General features: G+C 60.1%; 16 protein-coding genes and 2 riboswitches. Of the genes, 6 read left to right on the forward strand and 10 right to left on the reverse strand.

All coding sequences use genetic code 11. From position 1 onward, the window contains the following. Window positions 1-17: 17 nt before the first annotated feature. The gene (locus ACM6IN_RS00905; protein ID WP_007912334.1) at window positions 18-866 is read right to left on the reverse strand and encodes a transporter substrate-binding domain-containing protein; all 849 of its coding nucleotides are present in this window, start codon (window positions 864-866) and stop codon (window positions 18-20) included. Between the two features lie 337 nt (window positions 867-1,203). Between ACM6IN_RS00905 and ACM6IN_RS00910 the strand changes: the two genes are divergently transcribed. Together ACM6IN_RS00910 and ACM6IN_RS00915 are read left to right on the forward strand one after the other, a co-directional pair. Further along, window positions 1,204-1,635 carry a thioredoxin family protein gene (locus ACM6IN_RS00910; protein WP_414915200.1) on the forward strand — a complete coding sequence of 144 codons (432 nt, stop codon included), beginning with the start codon at window positions 1,204-1,206 and terminating at the stop codon, window positions 1,633-1,635. Window positions 1,636-1,692: 57 nt separating this feature from the next. Continuing rightward, window positions 1,693-2,130, forward strand: a complete 438-nt coding sequence (locus ACM6IN_RS00915) for a hypothetical protein (protein WP_414915201.1) — start codon at window positions 1,693-1,695, stop codon at window positions 2,128-2,130. Window positions 2,131-2,385: 255 nt separating this feature from the next. Here ACM6IN_RS00915 and ACM6IN_RS00920 read toward each other — a convergent pair whose 3' ends face one another. The 6 genes from ACM6IN_RS00920 to cobW form a co-directional block, all read right to left on the reverse strand. Continuing rightward, window positions 2,386-3,945: a TerC family protein gene (locus ACM6IN_RS00920; RefSeq protein WP_123375084.1), complete on the reverse strand. Its 1,560-nt coding sequence runs from the start codon at window positions 3,943-3,945 to the stop codon at window positions 2,386-2,388. Window positions 3,946-4,322: 377 nt separating this feature from the next. Further along, window positions 4,323-5,969, reverse strand: coding sequence for a phospholipase D-like domain-containing protein (locus ACM6IN_RS00925; protein WP_414915202.1), 1,647 nt, complete (start codon window positions 5,967-5,969; stop codon window positions 4,323-4,325). 174 nt (window positions 5,970-6,143) lie between these two features. Next, window positions 6,144-6,827 (reverse strand): vWA domain-containing protein, encoded by a 684-nt coding sequence (locus ACM6IN_RS00930; protein WP_414915231.1) that lies wholly within the window; start codon window positions 6,825-6,827, stop codon window positions 6,144-6,146. Then, on the reverse strand, window positions 6,809-7,810 hold the full coding sequence (locus ACM6IN_RS00935; protein WP_414915203.1) for an ATP-binding protein: 1,002 nt from the start codon (window positions 7,808-7,810) through the stop codon (window positions 6,809-6,811). The genes ACM6IN_RS00930 and ACM6IN_RS00935 overlap by 19 nt, the downstream gene beginning before the upstream one ends. A 238-nt stretch (window positions 7,811-8,048) precedes the next feature. Next, the gene (cobN, locus tag ACM6IN_RS00940; protein WP_414915204.1) at window positions 8,049-11,897 is read right to left on the reverse strand and encodes a cobaltochelatase subunit CobN; all 3,849 of its coding nucleotides are present in this window, start codon (window positions 11,895-11,897) and stop codon (window positions 8,049-8,051) included. Between the two features lie 3 nt (window positions 11,898-11,900). Further along, window positions 11,901-12,974 carry a cobalamin biosynthesis protein CobW gene (gene cobW / locus ACM6IN_RS00945; RefSeq protein WP_414915205.1) on the reverse strand — a complete coding sequence of 358 codons (1,074 nt, stop codon included), beginning with the start codon at window positions 12,972-12,974 and terminating at the stop codon, window positions 11,901-11,903. A 98-nt stretch (window positions 12,975-13,072) separates the two neighbouring features. Further along, a riboswitch (cobalamin riboswitch) is annotated at window positions 13,073-13,285 on the reverse strand. Between the two features lie 999 nt (window positions 13,286-14,284). Next, a riboswitch (cobalamin riboswitch) is annotated at window positions 14,285-14,507 on the forward strand. A gap of 123 nt (window positions 14,508-14,630) precedes the next feature. Here cobW and ACM6IN_RS00950 point away from each other — a divergent pair. The 4 genes from ACM6IN_RS00950 to cobM all read left to right on the forward strand — a co-directional run bounded on the left by ACM6IN_RS00950 (window position 14,631) and on the right by cobM (window position 16,777). Then, a complete protein-coding gene (locus ACM6IN_RS00950; protein ID WP_007912603.1) occupies window positions 14,631-14,828 on the forward strand; it encodes a CbtB domain-containing protein in 198 nt (65 codons plus the stop codon). Window positions 14,829-14,839: 11 nt separating this feature from the next. Then, entirely contained in the window at window positions 14,840-15,541 is a 702-nt protein-coding gene (locus tag ACM6IN_RS00955; protein WP_414915206.1) for a CbtA family protein, read from the forward strand. Further along, on the forward strand, window positions 15,538-15,951 hold the full coding sequence (locus ACM6IN_RS00960; RefSeq protein ID WP_007912596.1) for a cobalamin biosynthesis protein: 414 nt from the start codon (window positions 15,538-15,540) through the stop codon (window positions 15,949-15,951). The genes ACM6IN_RS00955 and ACM6IN_RS00960 overlap by 4 nt, the downstream gene beginning before the upstream one ends. Window positions 15,952-16,030: 79 nt before the next feature. Further along, window positions 16,031-16,777, forward strand: coding sequence for a precorrin-4 C(11)-methyltransferase (gene cobM / locus ACM6IN_RS00965; RefSeq protein ID WP_123375080.1), 747 nt, complete (start codon window positions 16,031-16,033; stop codon window positions 16,775-16,777). Between the two features lie 86 nt (window positions 16,778-16,863). On the opposite strand, the gene nfuA is transcribed toward cobM, so the two are convergent. From nfuA to ACM6IN_RS00980, 3 genes are all read right to left on the reverse strand, one after another. Next, entirely contained in the window at window positions 16,864-17,448 is a 585-nt protein-coding gene (gene nfuA, locus ACM6IN_RS00970) for a Fe-S biogenesis protein NfuA (protein WP_007912592.1), read from the reverse strand. A 57-nt stretch (window positions 17,449-17,505) separates the two neighbouring features. Beyond that, window positions 17,506-18,528 carry an acyltransferase family protein gene (locus ACM6IN_RS00975; protein ID WP_414915207.1) on the reverse strand — a complete coding sequence of 341 codons (1,023 nt, stop codon included), beginning with the start codon at window positions 18,526-18,528 and terminating at the stop codon, window positions 17,506-17,508. A gap of 178 nt (window positions 18,529-18,706) precedes the next feature. Further along, window positions 18,707-21,013 carry a fatty acid cis/trans isomerase gene (locus tag ACM6IN_RS00980; protein ID WP_414915208.1) on the reverse strand — a complete coding sequence of 769 codons (2,307 nt, stop codon included), beginning with the start codon at window positions 21,011-21,013 and terminating at the stop codon, window positions 18,707-18,709. Window positions 21,014-21,102 lie beyond the last annotated feature (89 nt).

Below are 21,102 nucleotides of genomic sequence, written 5' to 3' on the forward strand. Positions count from 1 at the left end.
GCCCCACTCTCACGGGATCATTTGAATTCGACTGGGAAACCAATTGCTGGCGAAGGCAGATCTACACCGAACCATTGCTTGAACGACGCCGCATAAGTCGGGAATTCAACGCCGGTCATGGCTTCATGCAGCGCAGTGTTGACGAAGTTCAGCCAGTCCTGATCGCCGCGTTTCACCGCGCACGCATAGGTTTGCGGGCTCCACGCATAGCTTGGGCTGCGGTAGCGGCCAGGGTTCTGCACCATCAGGTATTTGACCGAGGACTGGTCGGTGGCGGCGGCATCGGCGCGGCCGGAGTTCACCGCCTGATACATCAGGTCGACGCTGTCGTACTGATCGACCTTGGCTTTCGGCAATGCCTGATGCACCAGTTCTTCGGCATAGACGTTTTGCAGCACCGCCACGGTGACGCTGTCGCCGGCGGCCTGCAGGTCTTCAATTTCCTTGTACTTGCTGTTGTTCGGCAGCAACAGGCCGACGCCTTCGCGGTAGTACGGCAGGGTGAACGCCACTTGTTGCGCGCGGCTGGCGGTAACGGTGATGAACTGGCAGCTCATGTCGACCTTGTCGGTCAGCAGATTGGGAATCCGCGCATCGGACGACTGCACCACGAACTCGACTTTGCTCGGATCATTGAACAGACCTTTGGCGACGATCCGCGCAATGTCGATATCAAAGCCCTGCAACTTGCCGTCCGCGCCCTGAAAGTGCCACGGCGCATTGGTGCTGCCGGTGCCCACGATCAATTTGCCACGGGCCAGAACACTGTCGAGTTTGCTGTCAGCTGCCTGGGCCATACCCATGACAGCGGACGAAGCCGCAAGAACAAAAACACACGCTTTGAACAACGAAGGACGGCGATGCATGGCAAGCACTCCAGAATGGTGTTTATTCCGCTATACCGGAACACGGTTTGTTACTACGGAATAGACAGCAGAAAGTGTGCCACAGGATTGTTGGGGAATCTGTAGTGGAATTAAAAGTTTTCGAAATCAAAGAGATGCAGAAAAAGACAATGGCGCTGTTACCAAAGACACCATGAAGACTCGCTACCGTTGGCTACACACGCCGGGTATTCGCGCCACATTGCGGGGCGCATGACACAAAACAATGCGCGTGACACCTGTCAACTCTGACAGTAGGCGTGCGGAGCGCGCTGGATTACCGTTTAGTGAAACAGCGACAACTGAAAAGGAGATTCTCATGAGCGCGAATATCCCTCTCGCCACGTTGCCCCCCACCTATCGCAAAGCCCTGAAAACCTGGCGCCCAGTAATCCTTTATTTCGCTAACGAACATTGCCCCGCCTGCGAGTGGGCCGGGCCGATTTTTCGCCAGACGGCCGAGCCATACCGGCATCGCGCCAATATCTACATGCTCAATACCAGCGAAACTGCCCGTCATCCGCTGGTAACCGGTACGCCCACCGTACTGTTCTACAAGAACGGCAGGCTGGTGAAAAAACTCAAAGGCATCGGCACGGAAGAAACCCTCGCACGGGATTTCGCCGAGCACATCGGCAAGACCAAAGCGCCCGCTGCCGCCCGTAAAAAAACGCATAATCTGCCCTGGCTGCGTCAGACACTTCGTACTCTGTGCACGGTTGCACGTGCGCACCTGCGGAGTCAGTGCTGAACAGGCTGAAGGTTCCGAAGCCGGGTTAACCAAAAAGTCGCAGGGAGGGATAAGGACATGACGAATTTGATCAGGAATGGCGAGTTCTACGAAGGCGAGAAAGACTGGTCAGTGAGCCATCCAGATCAGGTGAAATTCAACGAGGATGACTGCAAGATCACTTCACCCGGATACATCAGTCAGGACGTCATTTTCCAATCTGAAGCCGAAGAATATGCGCTGTCCGCCAGAATCAAGACTGCATCCGGCTCCACGGCTCGCGTGATATTGACGCTACATCCTGCTGGCGACGAACTTGAGTTGGCGCTGACAGACGATCCAAACTGGCAAGTGCGAACCGACTGGATCCTCGCGCCAGCCGGCACGACCGGCGCCACAGTCAGACTCCAGACAGACGGAGCAAACAGCGTCGCCGCCGCGCAATTTGGCAGTCTGGTGCTACTGAGTCTGGAGACTAGAGAACCGAAAAACACCCTTGAGCGAATCGGGGTGTAGTGGAGATCCCTGTTCGGTGTCAGGGGATAAATCCAGCTTCCTGTTCTCTTGTTTGAAGCGCACTCATTCGAGCAGTGACGTCGAAAGCCGGAAGTAAAAACGCCCAAGGAACAGCAAGGCAGTGGTACGTCAGGATGAACAATGGATCAACCCAAGCATTCGCGAGCAGGCTCACTCCCACATTTGAAACGCATTCCAATGTGGGAGCGAGCTTGCTCGCGAAGTGGCCGGCACGTTTCGTAGAGAACTCAAGGATTACGCTGGCGCGCGCTCCAAAAGCACCCGCGTCACCCGCCGCTCTTCCACCGCTTTGACCGTCATGTGCCAGCCTTCAAGTTCCAGACGATCACCAATGACCGGGAGACGATCAAGAAGGCTCATCACCAACCCGGCCATGGTCTGATAGTCCTCGGTCGGCTTGGCGCCAAACCCGGTGCGTTGGCGCACCCGCGCCAGATTCAACGCACCGCTGACCATAAACCCGCCCTGCTCCTCGACCACGTCCGGGCCTTCGATTTCGCTGGCATCGGGCAACTCACCGGCAATCGATTCGAGAATGTCGGTCATGGTCAATACGCCGACAAAGTCGCCGAACTCGTTGACCACGAAGGCAATGTGCGTCGACGCAGCGCGCATCTGCTCCAGTGCGTTGAGGATCGAGTAACTGTCGAGCAAATTGATGGTCTTGCGCGCCAGGTGTTCCAGGTTCGGCTCGGTGCCGGCCAGGTATTCCTTGAGCAGTTCCTTCTTGTGCACGAAGCCCAACGGCTCATCCACCGCACCGTTGCGAATCAACGGCAGACGCGAATAGGACGAGTGCATCAAGCGGGTTCGAATCGCCTCGCGGTCATCGGCCAGATCAATCGTGTCGACATCGGCGCGCACGGTCATCAGCCCGCGAATCGGCCGCTCGGCCAGTTGCAGCACACCGCTGATCATCACCCGTTCACGACGATCGAACAGTTCGGTACTTGGCGCGTCACCGTCGTCGAGCAGGTCGGAGAGTTCTTCGCCGACCTCTTCCACCGCCAGTTTGCGCCCGCCCAGCAAACGCATGACCGCGTGAGCCGTGCGCTCGCGTATCGGCCGTAAACCCTGCATCGAGCGCTTGCGGCGTGCCCGGGCGATCTGGTTGAACACCTCGATCAGAATCGAGAAACCGATGGCGGCGTACAGATAACCTTTCGGAATGTGGAAGCCCAGACCTTCGGCGGTCAGGGCGAAACCGATCATCATCAGGAAGCCCAGACACAGCATGATCACCGTCGGGTGCGCGTTGACGAAGCGCGTCAGCGGCTTGCTGGCGACAATCATCAAGCCGATCGAGATGATCACTGCGATCATCATCACCGCCAATTCATCGACCATGCCCACCGCCGTGATCACCGCATCGAGCGAGAACACCGCGTCGAGCACCACGATCTGCGCGACGATCGGCCAGAACATGGCATAAGCGCTGTTGGTCGTGCGTTCGCCGACGTGACCTTCAAGGCGTTCGTGCAATTCCATGGTGGCCTTGAACAGCAGGAACACGCCACCGAACAGCATGATCAGGTCACGGCCGGAGAAGCTCTTGTCGAACACCTCGAACAACGGCTGCGTGAGGGTGACCAGCCAGGAAATACTCGCCAACAGGCCAAGACGCATGATCAGCGCCAGCGACAGGCCGATAATCCGTGCACGATCACGTTGATGCGGCGGCAATTTATCCGCGAGGATTGCGATGAACACCAGGTTGTCGATACCCAGCACCAGTTCCAGCACGATCAAAGTCAACAAGCCTAACCAGGCCGTGGGATCCGCTAACCATTCCATAAAACGTCTCTATCTCTCTCGGTTGATTCAGGCTGCCGGACACGGCAAAGCGCAACGCAAAGGCTCTGGGGCCGCGTTAGCAACGATAGTCGGGTGTCGGAAAACTGGATGCTGCGAGTGCGTCAAGACCGCGCCATGGCGCGAGGGGAAGCTGAAACTGGGAGGCTCCGAGAGGGTGTTCATGTAGATCCTGAATGAAAAGTGGCCTTGGAGCGTACAGGCTTTGGGAACATTTCCTACAGCGGCAAATCATTTCAAAATCTGTAATCCGCCCCGAATACCTCTGTAGGAGCTGCCGAAGGCTGCGATCTTTTGATTTTGATTCTTAAAAACAAGATCAAAAGATCGCAGCCTTCGGCAGCTCCTACAGTACGGTTTCAGCGTCCGGCAAAACGCAGCCGGGACAACTGCCGCAAATCCCCCTCGATGTAGTAATCGTTAGTCCAACTGTCATCCACGGCCAACGGACTCACCTGCTTCAACGCCAGTTTCTTCGCGAAATAGCGAAACCGGTAATGCTCGTAAAATCGCAGCAGCTCCAGCCCGTAACGATCCGCCAGATCGGTGTCGCCGCGAATGATCAGGTAGTTTTCATCGTTGCCATTACTGGCCGAAGCGCTGAGGTTATGGCTGCCACTGATGATGGTCGGCGTATCGGTGGTGAAGTCGGTGACCACCGCTTTGGTGTGCACCAGCAGATTGCCTTTCTGACCTTTCATGTTCTCGCGCAGCCAGCCTTCCAGACCGGTATTGAGCAAAGCGGTGGCGGCGAATTCGGCGCTGCGGTCGGCGTGAAACCCGGTGATGCGGCTGGCGGTGTTTTGCAGGCCATAACGCAAAATGTCGTCGTGGGGCTGGCCAAGCAAGGCATTAAGGATCGCGTCCGGCAGCGAGAACGCGGTGACGAACAGCACGTCCTTTTTTGCCGCGCTGATGATGTTCTCGAACGCCTGCAGGTCAGCCCCGCCGGTACGCGGTGAAAACCCGGTAAATAACGGCTGCTGCGGATTCATCGGATTGTGTTCGGTGATCCAGTCACGGGTTGCACCGACGTCGTCCGGCTGCACCCAGATCTGCTCGAACGTCTGCTGATAACTCGCGGCGATCGATTCATCGTCCAGCACATGCACCACGTTGGCCTGCCGGTAGACCCCGTTGGCGGTGAAATTAGTGCTGCCACACAGAACCGCCTCAGGGTGATGCTCACCACTGACACCGACGCGACTGAGGACCATGAATTTGTTGTGAAAGATGTTATGGGTCACTCGCCCGCGTTTGCTCGCCGCAGGCAGTGCCGCCAGACTCGCTTCGTTGATTGTGGTGTCTTCATCGTCCGGCCGGGCGTGGTAGAGCACCCGCACCTTCACGCCCCGCGCGAACGCCGCGTTCACCGCTACGACGATCGCCTGCAATTGATATTCGTAGATGGCAATGTCCAGCGCCCATTGGTCATCGACGGCACGCTCGATAAAACCCAGCAAGCGCCCGAGCAAACCGTTTTCCAGCCACTGACGGGCCGCATCGGGCCAGGCTTCGATGGGCATGTTTTTATTGGCGCTGATCTGCGCGTCGAGATCAGGAAACTTGCGCTGGAAGGCCTGACTGGCAGCAACGGCTCGATTGAAATTCACGCTTTGGTTGCTCGGCTGGCCGTCATCGGAAGTGATCGTCAGCTCCAGCGACTCGCCCAACTGCACGGCATCGGCCGTGCCGTAGGCCAGATGCACGCGATAGTGGAGGGTCATGCCCGGATTGACCGCGTAATCCGCCCAGCGAAATTTCTGCAGCGGCGCGGTATCGCTTGGTGTCGCGTGGAACTGGGGAAAGGTGTGAGCCTTATTCGGGAAGGTCAGGCTGTTGAACAGGAACAACCAGGGTTTGGCGCCCTGCTGCTTTTCGATGGCAAATCCCAGCAGGCCTTTGCGCCGGGGTTCGGCCAGATCCATGGCCAGCAGCACGCCGTTGGTGCCGGCGTAGGCTTTGACGCGGAAGTCGTCTTGAGGGTTTTTGACCAGAACGCGCATCGCTCACTCCTTGTGATTGGGCTGGGTGCAGCATAGAGCAGGGATGCGGGTTTTGAGTGTTCGGTTCTAGACCGGGTCGATGCAATCGCGAGCAGGCTCACTCCTACAGGGGAACGCATTCCAAATGTAGGAGTGAGCCTGCTCGCGAAGACGGTAGAACAATCGCCGAAAAGGTTAGAGAGAAATCAGCTCATCAATGTGTCGATACTCGGATCCCAACGCTGAAGCCAGATCCCGTGCCCGACCCAACCGGATCGGCCCGCGCTCGATATCGATCAACAACCCCGGACACGCTAGCGCCGGTAATCCCGACCACTGTTTCAAACGCCCATCGGTCACCACCAACAGCCGCTGCTGCTCGGCGGGAAAGCGCTTGCGGCGCACCGACAGCCATTGCTCTGCCTGCACCAGTGCCGCCAGCAACGGCGTGCCACCGCCAGCGCCCAACGCCTCCAGCCAGCTATGCAAACCGCTGGAGGCCTTCAACCCTTGCACCTGCCATTTCGGCGCCGAGCCGCTGGCCGTCAACAAGGCCAGGCGCGCCCGTTGGCGATAGGCGTCATCGAACAGTTGCGCGAGCAGGCCTTTGGCATCGCTCAAGGCCTGATGACGCCGCGTCGAGGCGGAGGCATCGACGATCACCAGCCACAGCTCATGCGGCGAGCGTGTGCGCAGTTGAAACAGCAGATCTTCACGAACCCGAGGACGCCCCTTGAGCAACGTGCCCGGCCAGTTCACCGTACCGCTGCGGGCCGTATGGCGCTTGCCCTGACGTCCGTTGTCCAGCCGTCCGGCGCGGGGTCTGGCATTCGCCCCCGCATCGGATCGGGGACGAATGCCTAAGGCTTTTTTGGCCAGCTCGGCACTTCGCGGCGGGCGCCGGTGGCGAGCGCCGGCGCCGGCATGTCACCCCACTGGCCCTGCCCTTCGCTCGGTGATGCCTGAGTCTCGGCCGGCGCCTGAGCCGGTTGTTGCGGACTCGATGGCGCTTGCTCACGGCGCCGATGGCGCAGGGCAAACTCGGCCACGGCGTCGATGTCTTCCTCGCCAATCACCTCAGCCCCGCGCCATGCCGCGTGAGCACGAGCGGCGCGTAACCAGACCAGGTCGGCACGCAGTCCATCGACGCCGGCAGCAAAGCAACGCTCGGTGATCTGCGCCAGTGCGGCATCGTCCAGCGCAATATTGGCCAAGGCAGCGCGAGCATTTTCGCAACGCACACGCAGGGCTTGTTGCTCAGCTTCCCACTGCGTGCAGAACGCTTGCGGATCGCTGTCGAAATCCAGACGCCGACGGATGATCTGCCCGCGCTCGGTCGGCGCCGTGTGGCCACTGAGGGCAACGTTCAGGCCGAAGCGGTCAAGCAGTTGCGGACGCAGCTCGCCCTCTTCCGGGTTCATCGTGCCGATCAGCACGAACTTCGCCGAATGCCGATGGGAGATGCCGTCGCGCTCGATCAGGTTGGTGCCGCTGGCGGCAACGTCGAGCAGCAGATCGACCAAATGATCGGGCAGCAGATTGACTTCATCGACGTAGAGCACGCCGCCGTCAGCCTTGGCCAGTACGCCCGGCGAAAACTGCGCTCGCCCCTCGCTGAGGGCGGCGTCGAGGTCGAGGGTGCCGACCAGGCGTTCTTCAGTCGCACCCAGCGGCAAGGTGACAAATTGACCGCTGGCGAGCAGGTCGGCCAAACCACGGGCCAGGGTGGATTTGGCCATGCCTCGCGGGCCTTCGATCAGCACACCGCCGATTTTCGGGTCGATGGCGGTGAGGCACAGGGCGAGTTTCAGGTCATCGGCGCCGACCACGGCGGAGAGCGGGAAATGCGGGGTGTCGGTCATTTGGGTTTTCTCTGTCGTGGTCGTGGATGTACTTGGCATTGTGGGGTGTCAGTCGGGGTGGCCCTCACCCTAGCCCTCTCCCGGAGGGAGAGGGAACTGACCGAGGTGTTCTTTCAAGGTACGCCGACCTGGATTATCGAGTCGACTTCGATTCTGAACAGCACACAAATCGGCTCCCTTTCCCCCTCGCCCCCTTGGGGGAGAGGGCTGGGGTGAGGGGGTGACTTTCCTGAGGACGCTACATATCTTCCTCAATATCCAACAGCAGATTCTCCAGCGCCTCTTTATAAGCCCCCGGCTCCTGCCACATCCCGCGCTGCTGCGCCTCAAGCATGCGCTCGGTCATGTCCCGCAGCGCATGCGGATTATGCTCGCGAACAAACTCCCGGGTTGCCGGATCGAGCAAATAAGCCTCTGCCAACAACGCGTACTGGTGGTCATCAATCAGTTGAGTCGTCGCATCAAACGCAAACAGGTTATCAACCGTCGCCGCCAGTTCGAACGCGCCTTTATAGCCGTGACGCTTGACCCCGTCGATCCATTTCGGATTGGCCGCCCGTGAGCGAATCACTCGGTTCAGTTCTTCTTTCAAGGTGCGAATCTTCGGCAGATCCGGTTGACTGTGATCGCCGTGATAACTCGCCGCCGCTTCGCCGCGCAGGGTTTCCACGGCAGCAAGCATGCCGCCCTGGAACTGGTAATAGTCGTTGGAATCAAGCAAGTCGTGCTCGCGGTTGTCCTGATTTTGCAGCACCGCCTGGACGTGACTCAGGCGCTGGACGAACTGCTCGCGGGCGGCCGTACCTTCGTCGGCACCGCCATAGGCGTAAGCGCCCCAGTTCAGATAAACCTCGGCCAGATCGTCGCGGCTCTGCCACAAACGGCCATCGATCGCGCCCTGCACGCCTGCGCCGTAGGCACCGGGTTTGGCGCCGAAGATCCGCCAACCGGCCTGACGCCGTGCTGTGTCCGCATCGACGCCCGACTGCAACAGTGCCTCGCGCTCGGCCCGTACTTTGGCGGCCAATGGGTTGAGATCGTCCGGCTCGTCCAGTGCCGCTACCGCCTGCACCGCCGCATCGAACAGGCGAATCAGGTTAGCGAACGCATCGCGGAAAAATCCGGAAACCCGCAACGTGACATCGACGCGCGGGCGGTCGAGCAGACTCAGCGGCAGAATTTCGAAATCGTCAACGCGCTGACTGCCAGTGGCCCACACCGGACGCACGCCCATCAACGCCATGGCCTGGGCGATGTCGTCGCCACCGGTGCGCATGGTTGCCGTGCCCCAGACCGATAAACCGAGCTGGCGCAGGTGATCGCCGTGGTCCTGGAGATGGCGTTCGAGAATCAACGTCGCCGACTGGAAACCGATGCGCCACGCGGTGGTGGTCGGCAAGTTGCGTACGTCGACCGAGTAGAAGTTGCGCCCGGTGGGCAGCACGTCGAGGCGGCCACGGCTGGGTGCGCCACTCGGGCCAGCAGGGACGAAACGACCGCTGAGGGCGTCGAGCAGGCCGCGCATTTCGGCAGGGCCGCAGGCATCGAGGCGTGGGGCGACGACTTCGCGCAGATTCTCGACTATTGCACTGACTTCAGCCCAACGCGGCCCTTGTAGGAGTGAGCCTGCTCGCGATGGCGGTGTATCAGGCAAATCTGTATCGAATGACACTCCGCTATCGCGAGCAGGCTCACTCCTACAAGGGGATTGCAGCGTCTGGGAAATCAGTTGCGTGGCAAACAGTTCGAGGCGTTCGCGGGTGTCGCCGGCGCTGCGCCAGACTTCATCGCTTTGCGATTGCAGCTCTGCGGGGCGCGGGCCGGTCCATGGATCGGCTAGCGCGCAATCGAGCGGATCGAAACCGAGTTCAAAGGCTTTGGCCAACGCGCGCAGCAGACTCGACTGCGCGCCCTTGCCGTCTCCGCGTGGAATGCGCAGCAGCGCCAGCAACGTATCAATGCGCAATCGCCCGCTCGGTGACTCGCCAAAAATGTGCAAGCCATCGCGAATCTGCGATTCCTTCAAATCACACAAATAGGTATCGAGACGCGGTAGCCAGATTGCCGCGTCGGCGTCGCTGTCCATCCCGGCGTCGAGTTGCAGTTCGCGGTCGATCTGCGTCTCGCGCACCAATTGCAGAATGTCGCGCTGCAACTCGCGGGCGCGGCGCGGATCGAGCAGTTGCGCTTCGTAATACTCGTCAGCCAGCAGTTCCAGATTGCGCAGCGGCCCGTAGGTTTCGGCGCGGGTCAGCGGCGGCATCAAGTGATCGATGATCACCGCTTGCGTGCGTCGCTTGGCCTGGGCGCCCTCACCCGGGTCGTTGACAATAAACGGATAAATGTTCGGCAGCGGCCCGAGCAACGCATCCGGCCAGCAATTCTCCGAAAGACCAACACCCTTGCCCGGCAGCCATTCGAGGTTGCCGTGTTTGCCAACGTGAATCACGCCGTGTGCACCGTAGGTGTTGCGCAGCCAGAAATAGAACGCCATATAGCCGTGCGGTGGCACCAGATCCGGGTCGTGATAGACCGCACTCGGGTCAACCTGATAACCACGCGCCGGTTGAATGCCGACGAAGGTCAGGCCGAAGCGAATGCCGGCGATCATCATGCGCCCGTCGCGGCACATCGGATCGTTTTGCGGCGCGCCCCAGCGTTCAACCACCGCCGCACGATTGGTTTCGGGCAAGGCGTTGAACATCGTCAGGTAAGCGTCCATCGCCAGGCTTTGTTGGCAGGGGCGCAGATCAATGGTGTCGAGATCGTTGCTGACGCCACCGAGCAACTGCTGGATCAACTCGGTGCCGCTGCCCGGCAATTCTGCGGTGACCGGATAGCCCTCAGCCTGCAACGCACGCAGGATGTTCAGTGCCGCCGCCGGCGTGTCGAGGCCGACGCCGTTGCCGATGCGTCCATCACGGGTTGGGTAGTTGGCGAGGATCAACGCGATGCGTTTATCGCCATTTGGCACCCGCGCCAGATCGATCCAGCGCCGCGCCAATTCGGCGACAAAATCCATACGCTCGGGCTGCGCGCGATAGCAGACCACGTCGGACTGACTGCGCTCGCTGCGCCAGGCCAGATCCTTGAAGCTGATCGGTCGGCTGATGATGCGTCCGTCGAGTTCCGGCAAGGCAATGTGCATGGCCAGATCCCGCGGCCCCAGGCCTTGCTCGCTGGCGCGCCAGCCAGGCTCGTTGTCCTGCGCGCAGATCGCCTGGATCACCGGAATATTGCGGCGAAACGGCCGCAAGTGCGGCGCTTCAGGGCTGGATTGGGCGAAGCCAGTGGTGTTCAAAATCACCCCAGCCTCGACTTCATCCAGCCAATCCTCGACCACCGTCAGGCAGCCGGGTTCTTTCAGACTGGCCACCGCGATCGGCAACGGATTAAGCCCCGCCGCCTGCAAGCGCTGGCAGAAAACATCGATAAAAGCAGTGTTCGCCGCTTGCAGATGCGAGCGGTAAAACAGCACCGCCGCAACCGGGTTTTCGGGCAGCCATTCGGCTTCCCAGTCACTCAGTGCGGCGGAGGTTTTATTGGGGTGGTAAATCGCCGTGCGCGGCAGGGTCTGCGGTTCTTCCCAGGCGTAATCACGGGCGAGCCAACGGCTGGCCAGACAGCGGAAGAAGTCCAGCGCATTGCCCAAGCCGCCCTGACGCAAAAACTGCCAGAGCCGGTCGCGATCTTCGGCGTTGACAGTGCTCAAGTCGCTGAGCTCCGGATCGGGACGGTCATCGCCCGGCACCAGAATCAACTTCACGCCACGCTCGGACAACTCAACCAGACGCTCAACGCCATAACGCCAATAGGCAATGCCACCGTGCAACGAAATCAGAATCACCTTGGCGTGACGCAGCACTTCATCGACATACAGATCGACCGAGGCGTGATTCTGCACCTGCATCGGATTGGCCAGGCGCAGGCTCGGGTAATCTTCGGGCAACTGCTGCGCGGCCTCGGCGAGCAGCGCCAGGCTGGAGTCGCCGCTGCACAGGATCACCAGCTCGGCGGGGGTTTGGCCAAGGTCGGCAATGTTGTCATCCGAGACGAAACCGCCGGGCTGGGTCCTGAGCAGGTGCATGGCTTAAACGCTGAGCGCGGCGCGCAGTTGCGCTTCGAGTTGGGCGGCGTCGAGTTCCTGGCCGATCAGCACCAGACGTGTCACGCGCGCTTCATCGGCGCCCCACTGACGGTCGAAATGCTTGTCGAAACGCGTACCCACACCCTGGATCAGCAGGCGCATCGGCTTGTTCGGAATGGCGGCGAAACCTTTGACCCGGAGGATGCCGTGCTTGACCACCAGTTGTGTCAGTGCGTCGAGCAGCAGGCTTTCATCGGCTTGCGGCAGTTCGATGGAGATCGAATCGAAGGCGTCGTGATCGTGGTCATCGTGGTCGTCATCGCCGTCACCGTGGTGGTGATCGTGATGGCTGTGGCGGCTGTCGATGTGTTCTTCGGATCCGGCGCCGAGGCCGATCAGCACGTCCAGCGGCAGACGGCCGTTGCTGGCTTCGATGATTTTCACCGCTGGCGGCAGTTCTTCGGCGACTTCAGCGCGAACGCGAGCCAGATCTTCCGGGCTGGTCTGGTCGGCCTTGTTGAGGATGACGAGGTCGGCGCTGGCCAGTTGGTCGGCGAACAGTTCGTGCAGCGGCGATTCGTGATCGAGGTTCGGATCGAGTTTGCGCTGGGCATCGACCTGATCCGGGAACGCAGCGAAGGTGCCGGCAGCGACGGCCGGGCTGTCGACCACAGTGATCACTGCGTCAACGGTGCAGGCGCTGCGGATTTCCGGCCACTGGAAAGCTTGTACCAATGGTTTCGGCAGGGCCAGGCCCGAGGTTTCGATGAGGATGTGGTCGAGGTCGCCACGACGGGCAACCAGTTCACGCATCACCGGGAAGAATTCTTCCTGAACGGTGCAGCACAGGCAGCCGTTGGCCAGCTCGTAAACGCGGCCGGTGGCTTCTTCTTCGGTGCAACCGATGGTGCATTGCTTGAGGATTTCACCGTCAATGCCCAACTCGCCAAACTCGTTGACGATCACCGCGATACGACGGCCCTGAGCGTTGTCGAGCATGTGCCGCAGCAGCGTGGTTTTGCCCGAACCGAGGAAGCCGGTGACGATGGTGACGGGGAGTTTGGCCAGTGTTTTCATCGGTATGCCCTTTGGCAAGCGGCGGGCATACGGGACGAGAACCGGCAACGCGCGTGCGTGCCCGGAGAGTTCGCCACCGGATCACCCCGCCCGGTTGAATTGAGAATCTGTGACGAGGCAGGTCTCCTGGCTGACGGCGTTCAGGCGCTGGGCCTGGCGTTTGCTGCGCCTTCCCGCGGGCTCATCAGTTGAGCTGGCAGTGGCGTGGCAGCGAACATCACCGTTCACAGTTGCGGGGGCAGCCGCGGCATTGACCGCGTTCCCTTCTTAGCTTCGGCGTGGGCCGAAGAACCTCGAAGGCGCAAGGCTACGCATGGTGTGGTTATGGGTCAATGTTTGGATTGGGGGCATATCCGTTGCTGCGGGTGGTGCCGCTGGCGGTTTCGCTCTTACAGCGAGTCCCTTTTTCAAACGCCAAAAAGGAACCAAAAGGCTTTGCCCCGGCGTACGGCACTTCGCTGAGGCTCAGTGTTCCCTCGCTACGGTGTCCATCCGGGGGCATCGCCTACGGTTTGCTTCGCTGCACCTCCTCTCGATGTGTTCGACTTCGTCGAACGGCGCTGCGCGCCTACCCCCCGGATGAACACCTTCGCTCGGCCTGCCGAAGGGGCAAAAGATCAAAAGCCAAAGGCAAAGCCAAAGCCAGATCAAGAGCCCCTCACCCTAGCCCTCTCCCGGAGGGAGAGGGGACTGACCGAGTGGTTTGGTAGGGTTACGCCGACGTGAGATATCGCGTTGAACTCAGGCTTTGAAAAGCACATAAATCGGCCTCCTCTACCTCGGGAGATTGGACTGATCGAGGCGTTTGGGGGAGGTACGCCGACGTGCGATACCGCGTTGAACTCAGATTTTGAGAAGCCCAAAAATCGGCTCCCTCTCCCTCGGGAGAGGGCTGGGCGGGCGGCGTTCCGATGAGGGGCAGCAACAACGCAAATCAAAAGCCGAACACCCGCTCTTCACCACTCAAGGCCGAGTGTCAGCTCGCCTGCTTTTGATCTTGATCCACGGGCGACGTCGGAAGGCTGAGTGGAGGGATTGATCCGGGCGTGGGAGCGCAGCGACCGTTTGGCGAAGCCAAACACAGCGGGAGTAGGTGCAGCGAAGCAAACCGGAGACGCTGCGCCCGGATCGATCCCGGAGCGAAGGCACCCCGAGCCCCAGCGAGCGGGCCGCACGTAGGAGCAAGCCTTTTTGGTTACTTTTTCGGCGTCTGGAAAAAGTGACCCGCCGTAAGGGCGGAACCCTAAGAAGCCGTTACCGCAGCAACGGATCCACCCACATAATTGACTAAAATCCCCGAGCCATGCTCTCCTACACAACTTGTTACGGGTGCCCTTCACAGGGTGAAACGGGAAACCGGTGAATCATGTGCTTTACTCAAGCCCATGTCAGTCCGGTGCTGCCCCCGCAACGGTAAGCGAGCGAAGCGTCAAAACCACTGTGTCAGCAAGGCATGGGAAGGTGACGCTTGCAGGTCGGCCTGACGCCAACCCCTCGTGAGCCCGGAGACCGGCCCGCAACACACAGCCCGCATTTTGTGCGTCGCTGAACATAACAAACCCGCGGTGGGCGGGCGCTGTTCGAACCTCTGCGAGCCCGACCCGCAGGGGTTTTCATGCGCTCGATTCACCCACTGACACTCCAGAGGGAAGCGCCATGTCGATCATCAGCAGCACCGGCAGCAACACGGACAAAATCGTCAGCACCACCACCCTGAGCCAACGCCTGAGCGCTGCGATCTTCGCGTCGATCCTCGGCGCCAGCCTGGTCTACTTCGCCGGTTTCTCGCACATCGAGGCGGTGCACAACGCCGCTCACGATACCCGTCACAGCGCCGCGTTCCCGTGCCACTGAGACCTGCCGACATGATCAAGCGTATTGCGCAAACCGCAGGTTTCACCGGCCTGCTGGCCGCCCTGCTCCTCACTCTGCTGCAAAGCTTCTGGGTTTCACCGCTGATTATTCAGGCTGAAACCTACGAGAAAGCCGAGCCGGTGGCTGTTCATGAACACGCCGAAGGCGCCATGGCCGGCCACACCCACGATGCCGAAGCCTGGGAGCCGGAAGACGGCTGGCAGCGCGTGGTTTCGACCACAGGCGGCAATCTGGTGGTGGCTGTCGGTTTCGCCCTGATGCTCGCGGGCCTCTACACCCTGCGCGCGCCGACCAAAACCTCGCAAGGCCTGCTCTGGGGTCTGGCCGGTTACGCGACCTTCGTCCTCGCGCCAACCCTGGGCCTGCCGCCCGAGTTGCCGGGCACCGCTGCCGCTGATCTGGCCTCACGACAAATGTGGTGGATCGGCACGGCCGCTTCGACCGCTGTCGGCCTGTCGCTGATCGTGTTCAGCCGCCACTGGCTGATGAAGATCCTTGGTGTGGCCATCCTCGCCGTGCCGCACGTGATCGGCGCGCCGCAGCCGCAAGTGCATTCGATGCTCGCGCCGGAAGCACTGGAAGCCCAGTTCAAAATCGCTTCGCAGCTAACCAACGTAGTGTTCTGGCTGGCCTTGGGCCTGATCAGCGCCTGGTTGTTCCGCCGCAAAAGCGATGGTCAATACCACGCATGACCGATGACAGCGCAGTGCCGACCTTCGTGATCGGCCTGGGCTGCCAGCGCGGCTGCCCGGCCAGCACGCTGCGCGCATTGCTTGACCAAGCCTTACAGGCACACCGAATCGAGCTGCAAGCGGTCAAGGCGTTGGCCAGCATCGACTTGAAGCGCGACGAGCCAGGGCTGCAAGAACTTGCCGCGCAACTGGCCCTGCCCTTGCTGTACTTCAGCAGCGAGGAATTGGCCACTTATCAGCAACGACTCAGTCACCATTCGCAAATCGCCTTCGAACGCACCGGTTGCTACGGCGTCGCCGAAAGTGCGGCACTGGCCCTCGCCGAACAGTTGATTCAGGCACCGGCAAAATTGCTGATTTCCCGGCAGAAATACGCCCAGGCCACGTTGGCATTGGCCGGCGCGGCGTAAAATCCCGATAATCCCCGCCATTGATCATGAGCAATCTTCATCTGAAGCGTTGTTGCACCTCTTTTCCAAGGATTTAACGATGACTGTCTACTTCATCGGCGCCGGCCCCGGCGACCCGGAATTGATCACCGTGAAAGGCCAGCGGCTGATCCGCAGTTGCCCGGTGATTATCTATGCAGGTTCGTTGGTGCCGGCAGCGGTGCTCGACGGCCATCAAGCCGAGACGGTGGTCAACAGCGCTGAGCTGCACCTCGAACAGATCATCGAACTGATCAAAACCGCGCATGCCAACGGCCAGGATGTGGCGCGGGTGCATTCCGGCGATCCGAGTCTGTATGGCGCGATTGGTGAGCAGATTCGTTATCTGCGTGAGCTGGATATTCCGTTTGAGATCATTCCCGGGGTGACCGCGACCGCTGCGTGTGCGGCGTTGCTTGGCGCGGAACTGACACTGCCGGACGTGTCGCAGAGCGTGATTCTGACCCGCTACGCCGATAAAACCGCCATGCCGGCCGGTGAGGAATTGGGCAGCCTGGCGCAGCACGGCGCAACCATGGCGATTCATCTGGGGGTCAACCATCTGGAGAAGATTCTGGCGGAGCTGTTGCCTCATTACGGCGCAGACTGCCCGATTGCGGTGATCCACCGGGCGACGTGGCCGGATCAGGATTGGGTGGTGGGGACGCTGGCGGATATTGCCGGGAAGGTTGAGGCCAAAGGGTTTCGGCGTACGGCGTTGATTCTGGTGGGACGCGTGTTGGGCAGTGAGGTTTTTAGCGAGTCATCGTTGTATCGCGCCGGGCATGCTCACCTCTATCGCCCATGAAGCCTGCTCGCGAATGCATTCCTGAATGTCACCCATAAAAAAACGGCGCTCACGGGGCGCCGTTTTTCATGTCCGCAGCGAACACCTTAGTAGTAGGCGTTTTCTTTCTGCGTGTGGTCGGTCACGTCGCGAACGCCCTTGAGCTCCGGGATGCGCTCGAGCAAGGTGCGCTCGATGCCTTCCTTCAAGGTCACGTCCGCCTGGCCGCAGCCCTGGCAACCGCCACCGAACTGCAGTACGGCGATGCCGTCTTCAACCACATCGATCAGGCTGACCTGACCGCCGTGGCTGGCAAGCCCCGGGTTGATTTCGGTTTGCAGGTAGTAATTGATGCGCTCGTTGACCGGGCTGTCAGCGTTGACCATCGGTACTTTGGCGTTTGGCGCCTTGATGGTCAGTTGACCGCCCATGCGGTCGGTGGCGTAGTCGACCACGGCGTCATCGAGAAACGCTTCGCTGAAGTGATCGATATACGCGGTGAAGCTTTTCAGCCCCAGCGCGGTGTCTTCAGGTTTTTCTTCGCCCGGCTTGCAGTAGGCAATGCAGGTTTCGGCGTACTGGGTGCCAGGCTGGGTGATGAAGACGCGGATGCCGATGCCCGGGGTGTTCTGCTTGGAGAGCAGATCAGCCAGGTAATCGTGGGCGGCGTCGGTAATGGTAATAGCGGTCATGGAAACTCCTCGCAGGCTTGGGCGCAGTTTACGCCAATCGTTGCGCCGGACAAAGTCCTAGTATTTTTGTCGGGAAAGATTCTCGTCAGGCTCTTCGTCGATTTGCGCCTTGAGCCAGCGATAGCTGCGTTTTTCCACCCACTCGTAGCTCAGCCAGGAGCCGACACCGATGGCCAGCGCGCAGACGACAAACATCAAATACGGGTTGATGCCGTAGCGCCGGGCCAGATAACCGCCTGCCGACAGCACCAGAACGTGCATCAGATACACCGAATACGAGCAATCGCCGAGCAGTTTGAGTACCCGACTGCGCTCGACATAACGCTCAAGTGAGATACACGCCATCACCAACACGGCGCTCGGCCCCCCCCAGTTCAGCAACCTCGGCGCCGGCGGCAACTGATAGATCGTCAGCAATACCGCCACGATTGCCGCCAGCGGCAGCCACAGTCCCGCACCGATCCAGCCCCGGCGATAAAGCATGCCGATGCCAATCCCCAGCAGGAATTCATAGATGATGTCCGAACGATAGAACTCGCTGATCCAGCCAAACCCGGTCCAGGTCTGACACACGGCGAACAACAGCGCCGCGACCACCAACAGACGCACCTGCAAGCGAAACAACAGCGCCCAGGCAAACAGCACGTAGAAAAGGATTTCGTAATTCAACGTCCAGCCGACATTGAGCGTCGGGTAGATGCCGTAACCGCCGGGGTTCTCGGTAGGAATGAACAGCAACGACAACAGCAGATGGCCCCAGTCCACCGTTTGATCCGGCAATATGGGCTGGGCAAACGCCACCAGCAGCGCCATCAATAGCGTGTAGAGCCAATACGCCGGGACGATGCGAAACAGCCGGTACAAGAGAAACCGCGCGGGCGGCAGGGGTTTGTTTTCGGTCGAGAGGAAAATCACCAGGCCGCTGATGACAAAGAAAATATCGACCCCCACCGCTCCTTTATCGATGAACAGTTGCCCGATCGGTCCGCGTGCCTTGAAGTCGAAGAAAATCTGCATGAAGTGATGGCAGACCACCGTCCACGCGGCCAGCGCACGCAGGGCTTGCACTGAAATCAACATCACCTGCTCCCGATCACACCCTCAAATTCACCTCAATCCCTGTAGGAGCTGCGGCACGCTGCGATCTTTCGATCTTGATTTTGAAAGATCAAAAGATCGCAGCCTCGTTTCACTCGGCAGCTCCTACAGGGTTTTGCGGTGTTGCTTGAAGTTGGGACAGCAGGACGCTCTCAAACGATCAAAGATTCTCGTAGCGGTTCATGTCCAGCACACCCTCTTCCACCGGATCGGTTTCGTGGATGTACTGACTCAAATCGTGGAAATAGAACCAGAATTGCGGATGACTGCGCCGAATTCCCCAACGTTCGACGATTTTCTCGAAGCGGTTGGCATCTTTGGCGTTTTCCATGGCATCGACAAATTCCGCCACTTGGTCGGCAGGAATGTTGAACATGAAGTTCGGATAACTGCTGAGCACGCCCGGATAAATCGTGATCGTGTCCAACCCAGGCTGATAGCGCAGCGACTCACCAAGCAGGAACGCCACGTTGCTGTGCGCACGGTTGCGCAGCAGGCTGTAGACCTCGCGCTTGCCGTTGGCCGTTTCTATGCGCAGCATGGTCGCTTCCGGCAACTGGTCGATCACCTTCAAACCGGCCGCCGGGCGCGACGTCAGGCGACTCAGCGCCTGCTCGGCATTTTGCAGCGCCGGGTCGATATTCGGCCGTGAGCAGTAAGCGCCGTCGCAACGGTTGATCGGATCGGGCCGCGCGTTGAGGTCACCGTAACGCGCCAGCAATTGCATGGCGAAGTCGTATTTCGGATCCTTTTCATCGAGCTTCAGCGCCGTCGGCTTGTCGTCATCGATCGCCTCATAATCGAGCCACATCTTGAACTGGCCGCTGCTCTGGTACCAATCGTCGAGGTAATCCTCGCGGGAATCGGCGGGCATCAGGCGCAGGAAGTTCTGCTCGGCGCCATTACGGATCAGGTCGAAATACAGACGGGTTTGCGCCTGATGCGAAACGTTGCCGAACACGTCGAAGTTGACTGCCAACTGGTAATAGGTGCGCTCGAGCAAGGGATAGTCGAACAGCCACATTGTCTGCGGCACCTCGCCAATCAGGCCTTTGGTCACCGAAGCGCTGTCGAAGTGACGGAAAATGCTCAGCAACGCGTTGTCGTTGCCGGCCCACAGGGTCGACCAGCTCGGCGCGGGCAGATCGGCGTAGCTGTCGCGGCGCAGCGCTTCGTACTCATTACGTTTGTTGCGGTAGTTGTGCCACAAGCTCAAAACGCTGCCGACATCGTCGTTCTGCCCGGGCATGGCCAACAACGGCGTGGCCTGGCCGCGATAGTTCGGGTCGGTGATATAGAGGTCGTGTTCCGGCGCCTGGAACAGCGCCCAGAAGTTGTCGCGGATTACGTCGGTGGCGATCTGGCCCCGGCACACCGGCCCGCGAATAAAGGTGCGGACGAAGTATTCGGCGTTATCGAGCATAAATTGATATCGCGCCTGGGCCGGAATCGCTTCGAACGTCGCGAATGGATTGGCACGGCTCTGCGGGCCGTAACCGGGCAAGGCATTGACCTGCCAGTTGCCGCTGTAGAACAGGCTTTTCACCCGCGCCATCTTCGCCGCGCTCAGCGGATAGGTGATGTGGGTTTTATGCACAATCACGCCCTGCACCGGCCACAAGCGGTAATACACCTGAGTACCCGGATCGTCGTTGGGACGACGGGTGGCGATCAGGTCGATCGGCTGACCGCTCGGCGTGCGCGAACGCACCCACTGGAAGTAATGCCCCGGCTCGCCGTCCTTGAAATAAATGTGCGCGAGGTACCAGTGCTCGTACAACCAGCGGCCGACCAGACTTTGCCGTGCCCCCGGCATGTTGAGCAGGTTCTCCCACTGGACGATTTGCAGCGCCTCTTTCGCACTCGGTGCCAGGCCTTGTTCGTCAATCGGCGCTCCGGATGCCAGCCAACGCTGCAACGTCTGATATTGCTGATCGGTCAACCCGGTCACCGCCAGCGGCATGCCTTCTTTCGGGTGAGCGCCGGCGTAACCTTCAAACTCGGCGGGCAGCGCGCACATATTCTGGCGGTTCAGGCCCAGCACGATCTCTTGCGGGAGTTTGGCGTTCGGTGTCAGCGGCGTCTTGTGCCCGAGTTCGAGCATGCGCGCCATCAGTGCAGCCTGGCTGCCTTGGGCGTCGAGCACCGAATAGAAATCTTTCTGCTGCCAGGCGTGCTTGCCGAAGGCGTCGTAATACAGTCGGGTGGTCGGCGCCGCGACAGTGCGCTCGCCGTCATAGACCGGCATTTTGCTCGCACCACGGGCCGCGCCTTCGCCACTGCCCAGATTCAACTGGCAAGCGGAGTCGTAGCACGCATGACAGGCTACGCACTTCTCGGTGAAGATTGGCTGGATGTCGCGGACGTAAGAAATCGAAGGAGAAATGGCCGGTGCAGTCGCTGGCTCTTGCGCCACGGCGCCCCAGCTGAGAAACAGCAACACAAAACCAATGACGCGGTAAGACATGCTGCTGATCCCGATTGTTAAAAAAAACGCTGCGATTCTACATTATGACGCTCGTACCAACATGAGCGATATTCATGCAAAAGCCCCGC

The organism is Pseudomonas sp. IT-P395 (assembly GCF_949767675.1).
In the GTDB taxonomy this organism is placed as follows: domain Bacteria; phylum Pseudomonadota; class Gammaproteobacteria; order Pseudomonadales; family Pseudomonadaceae; genus Aquipseudomonas.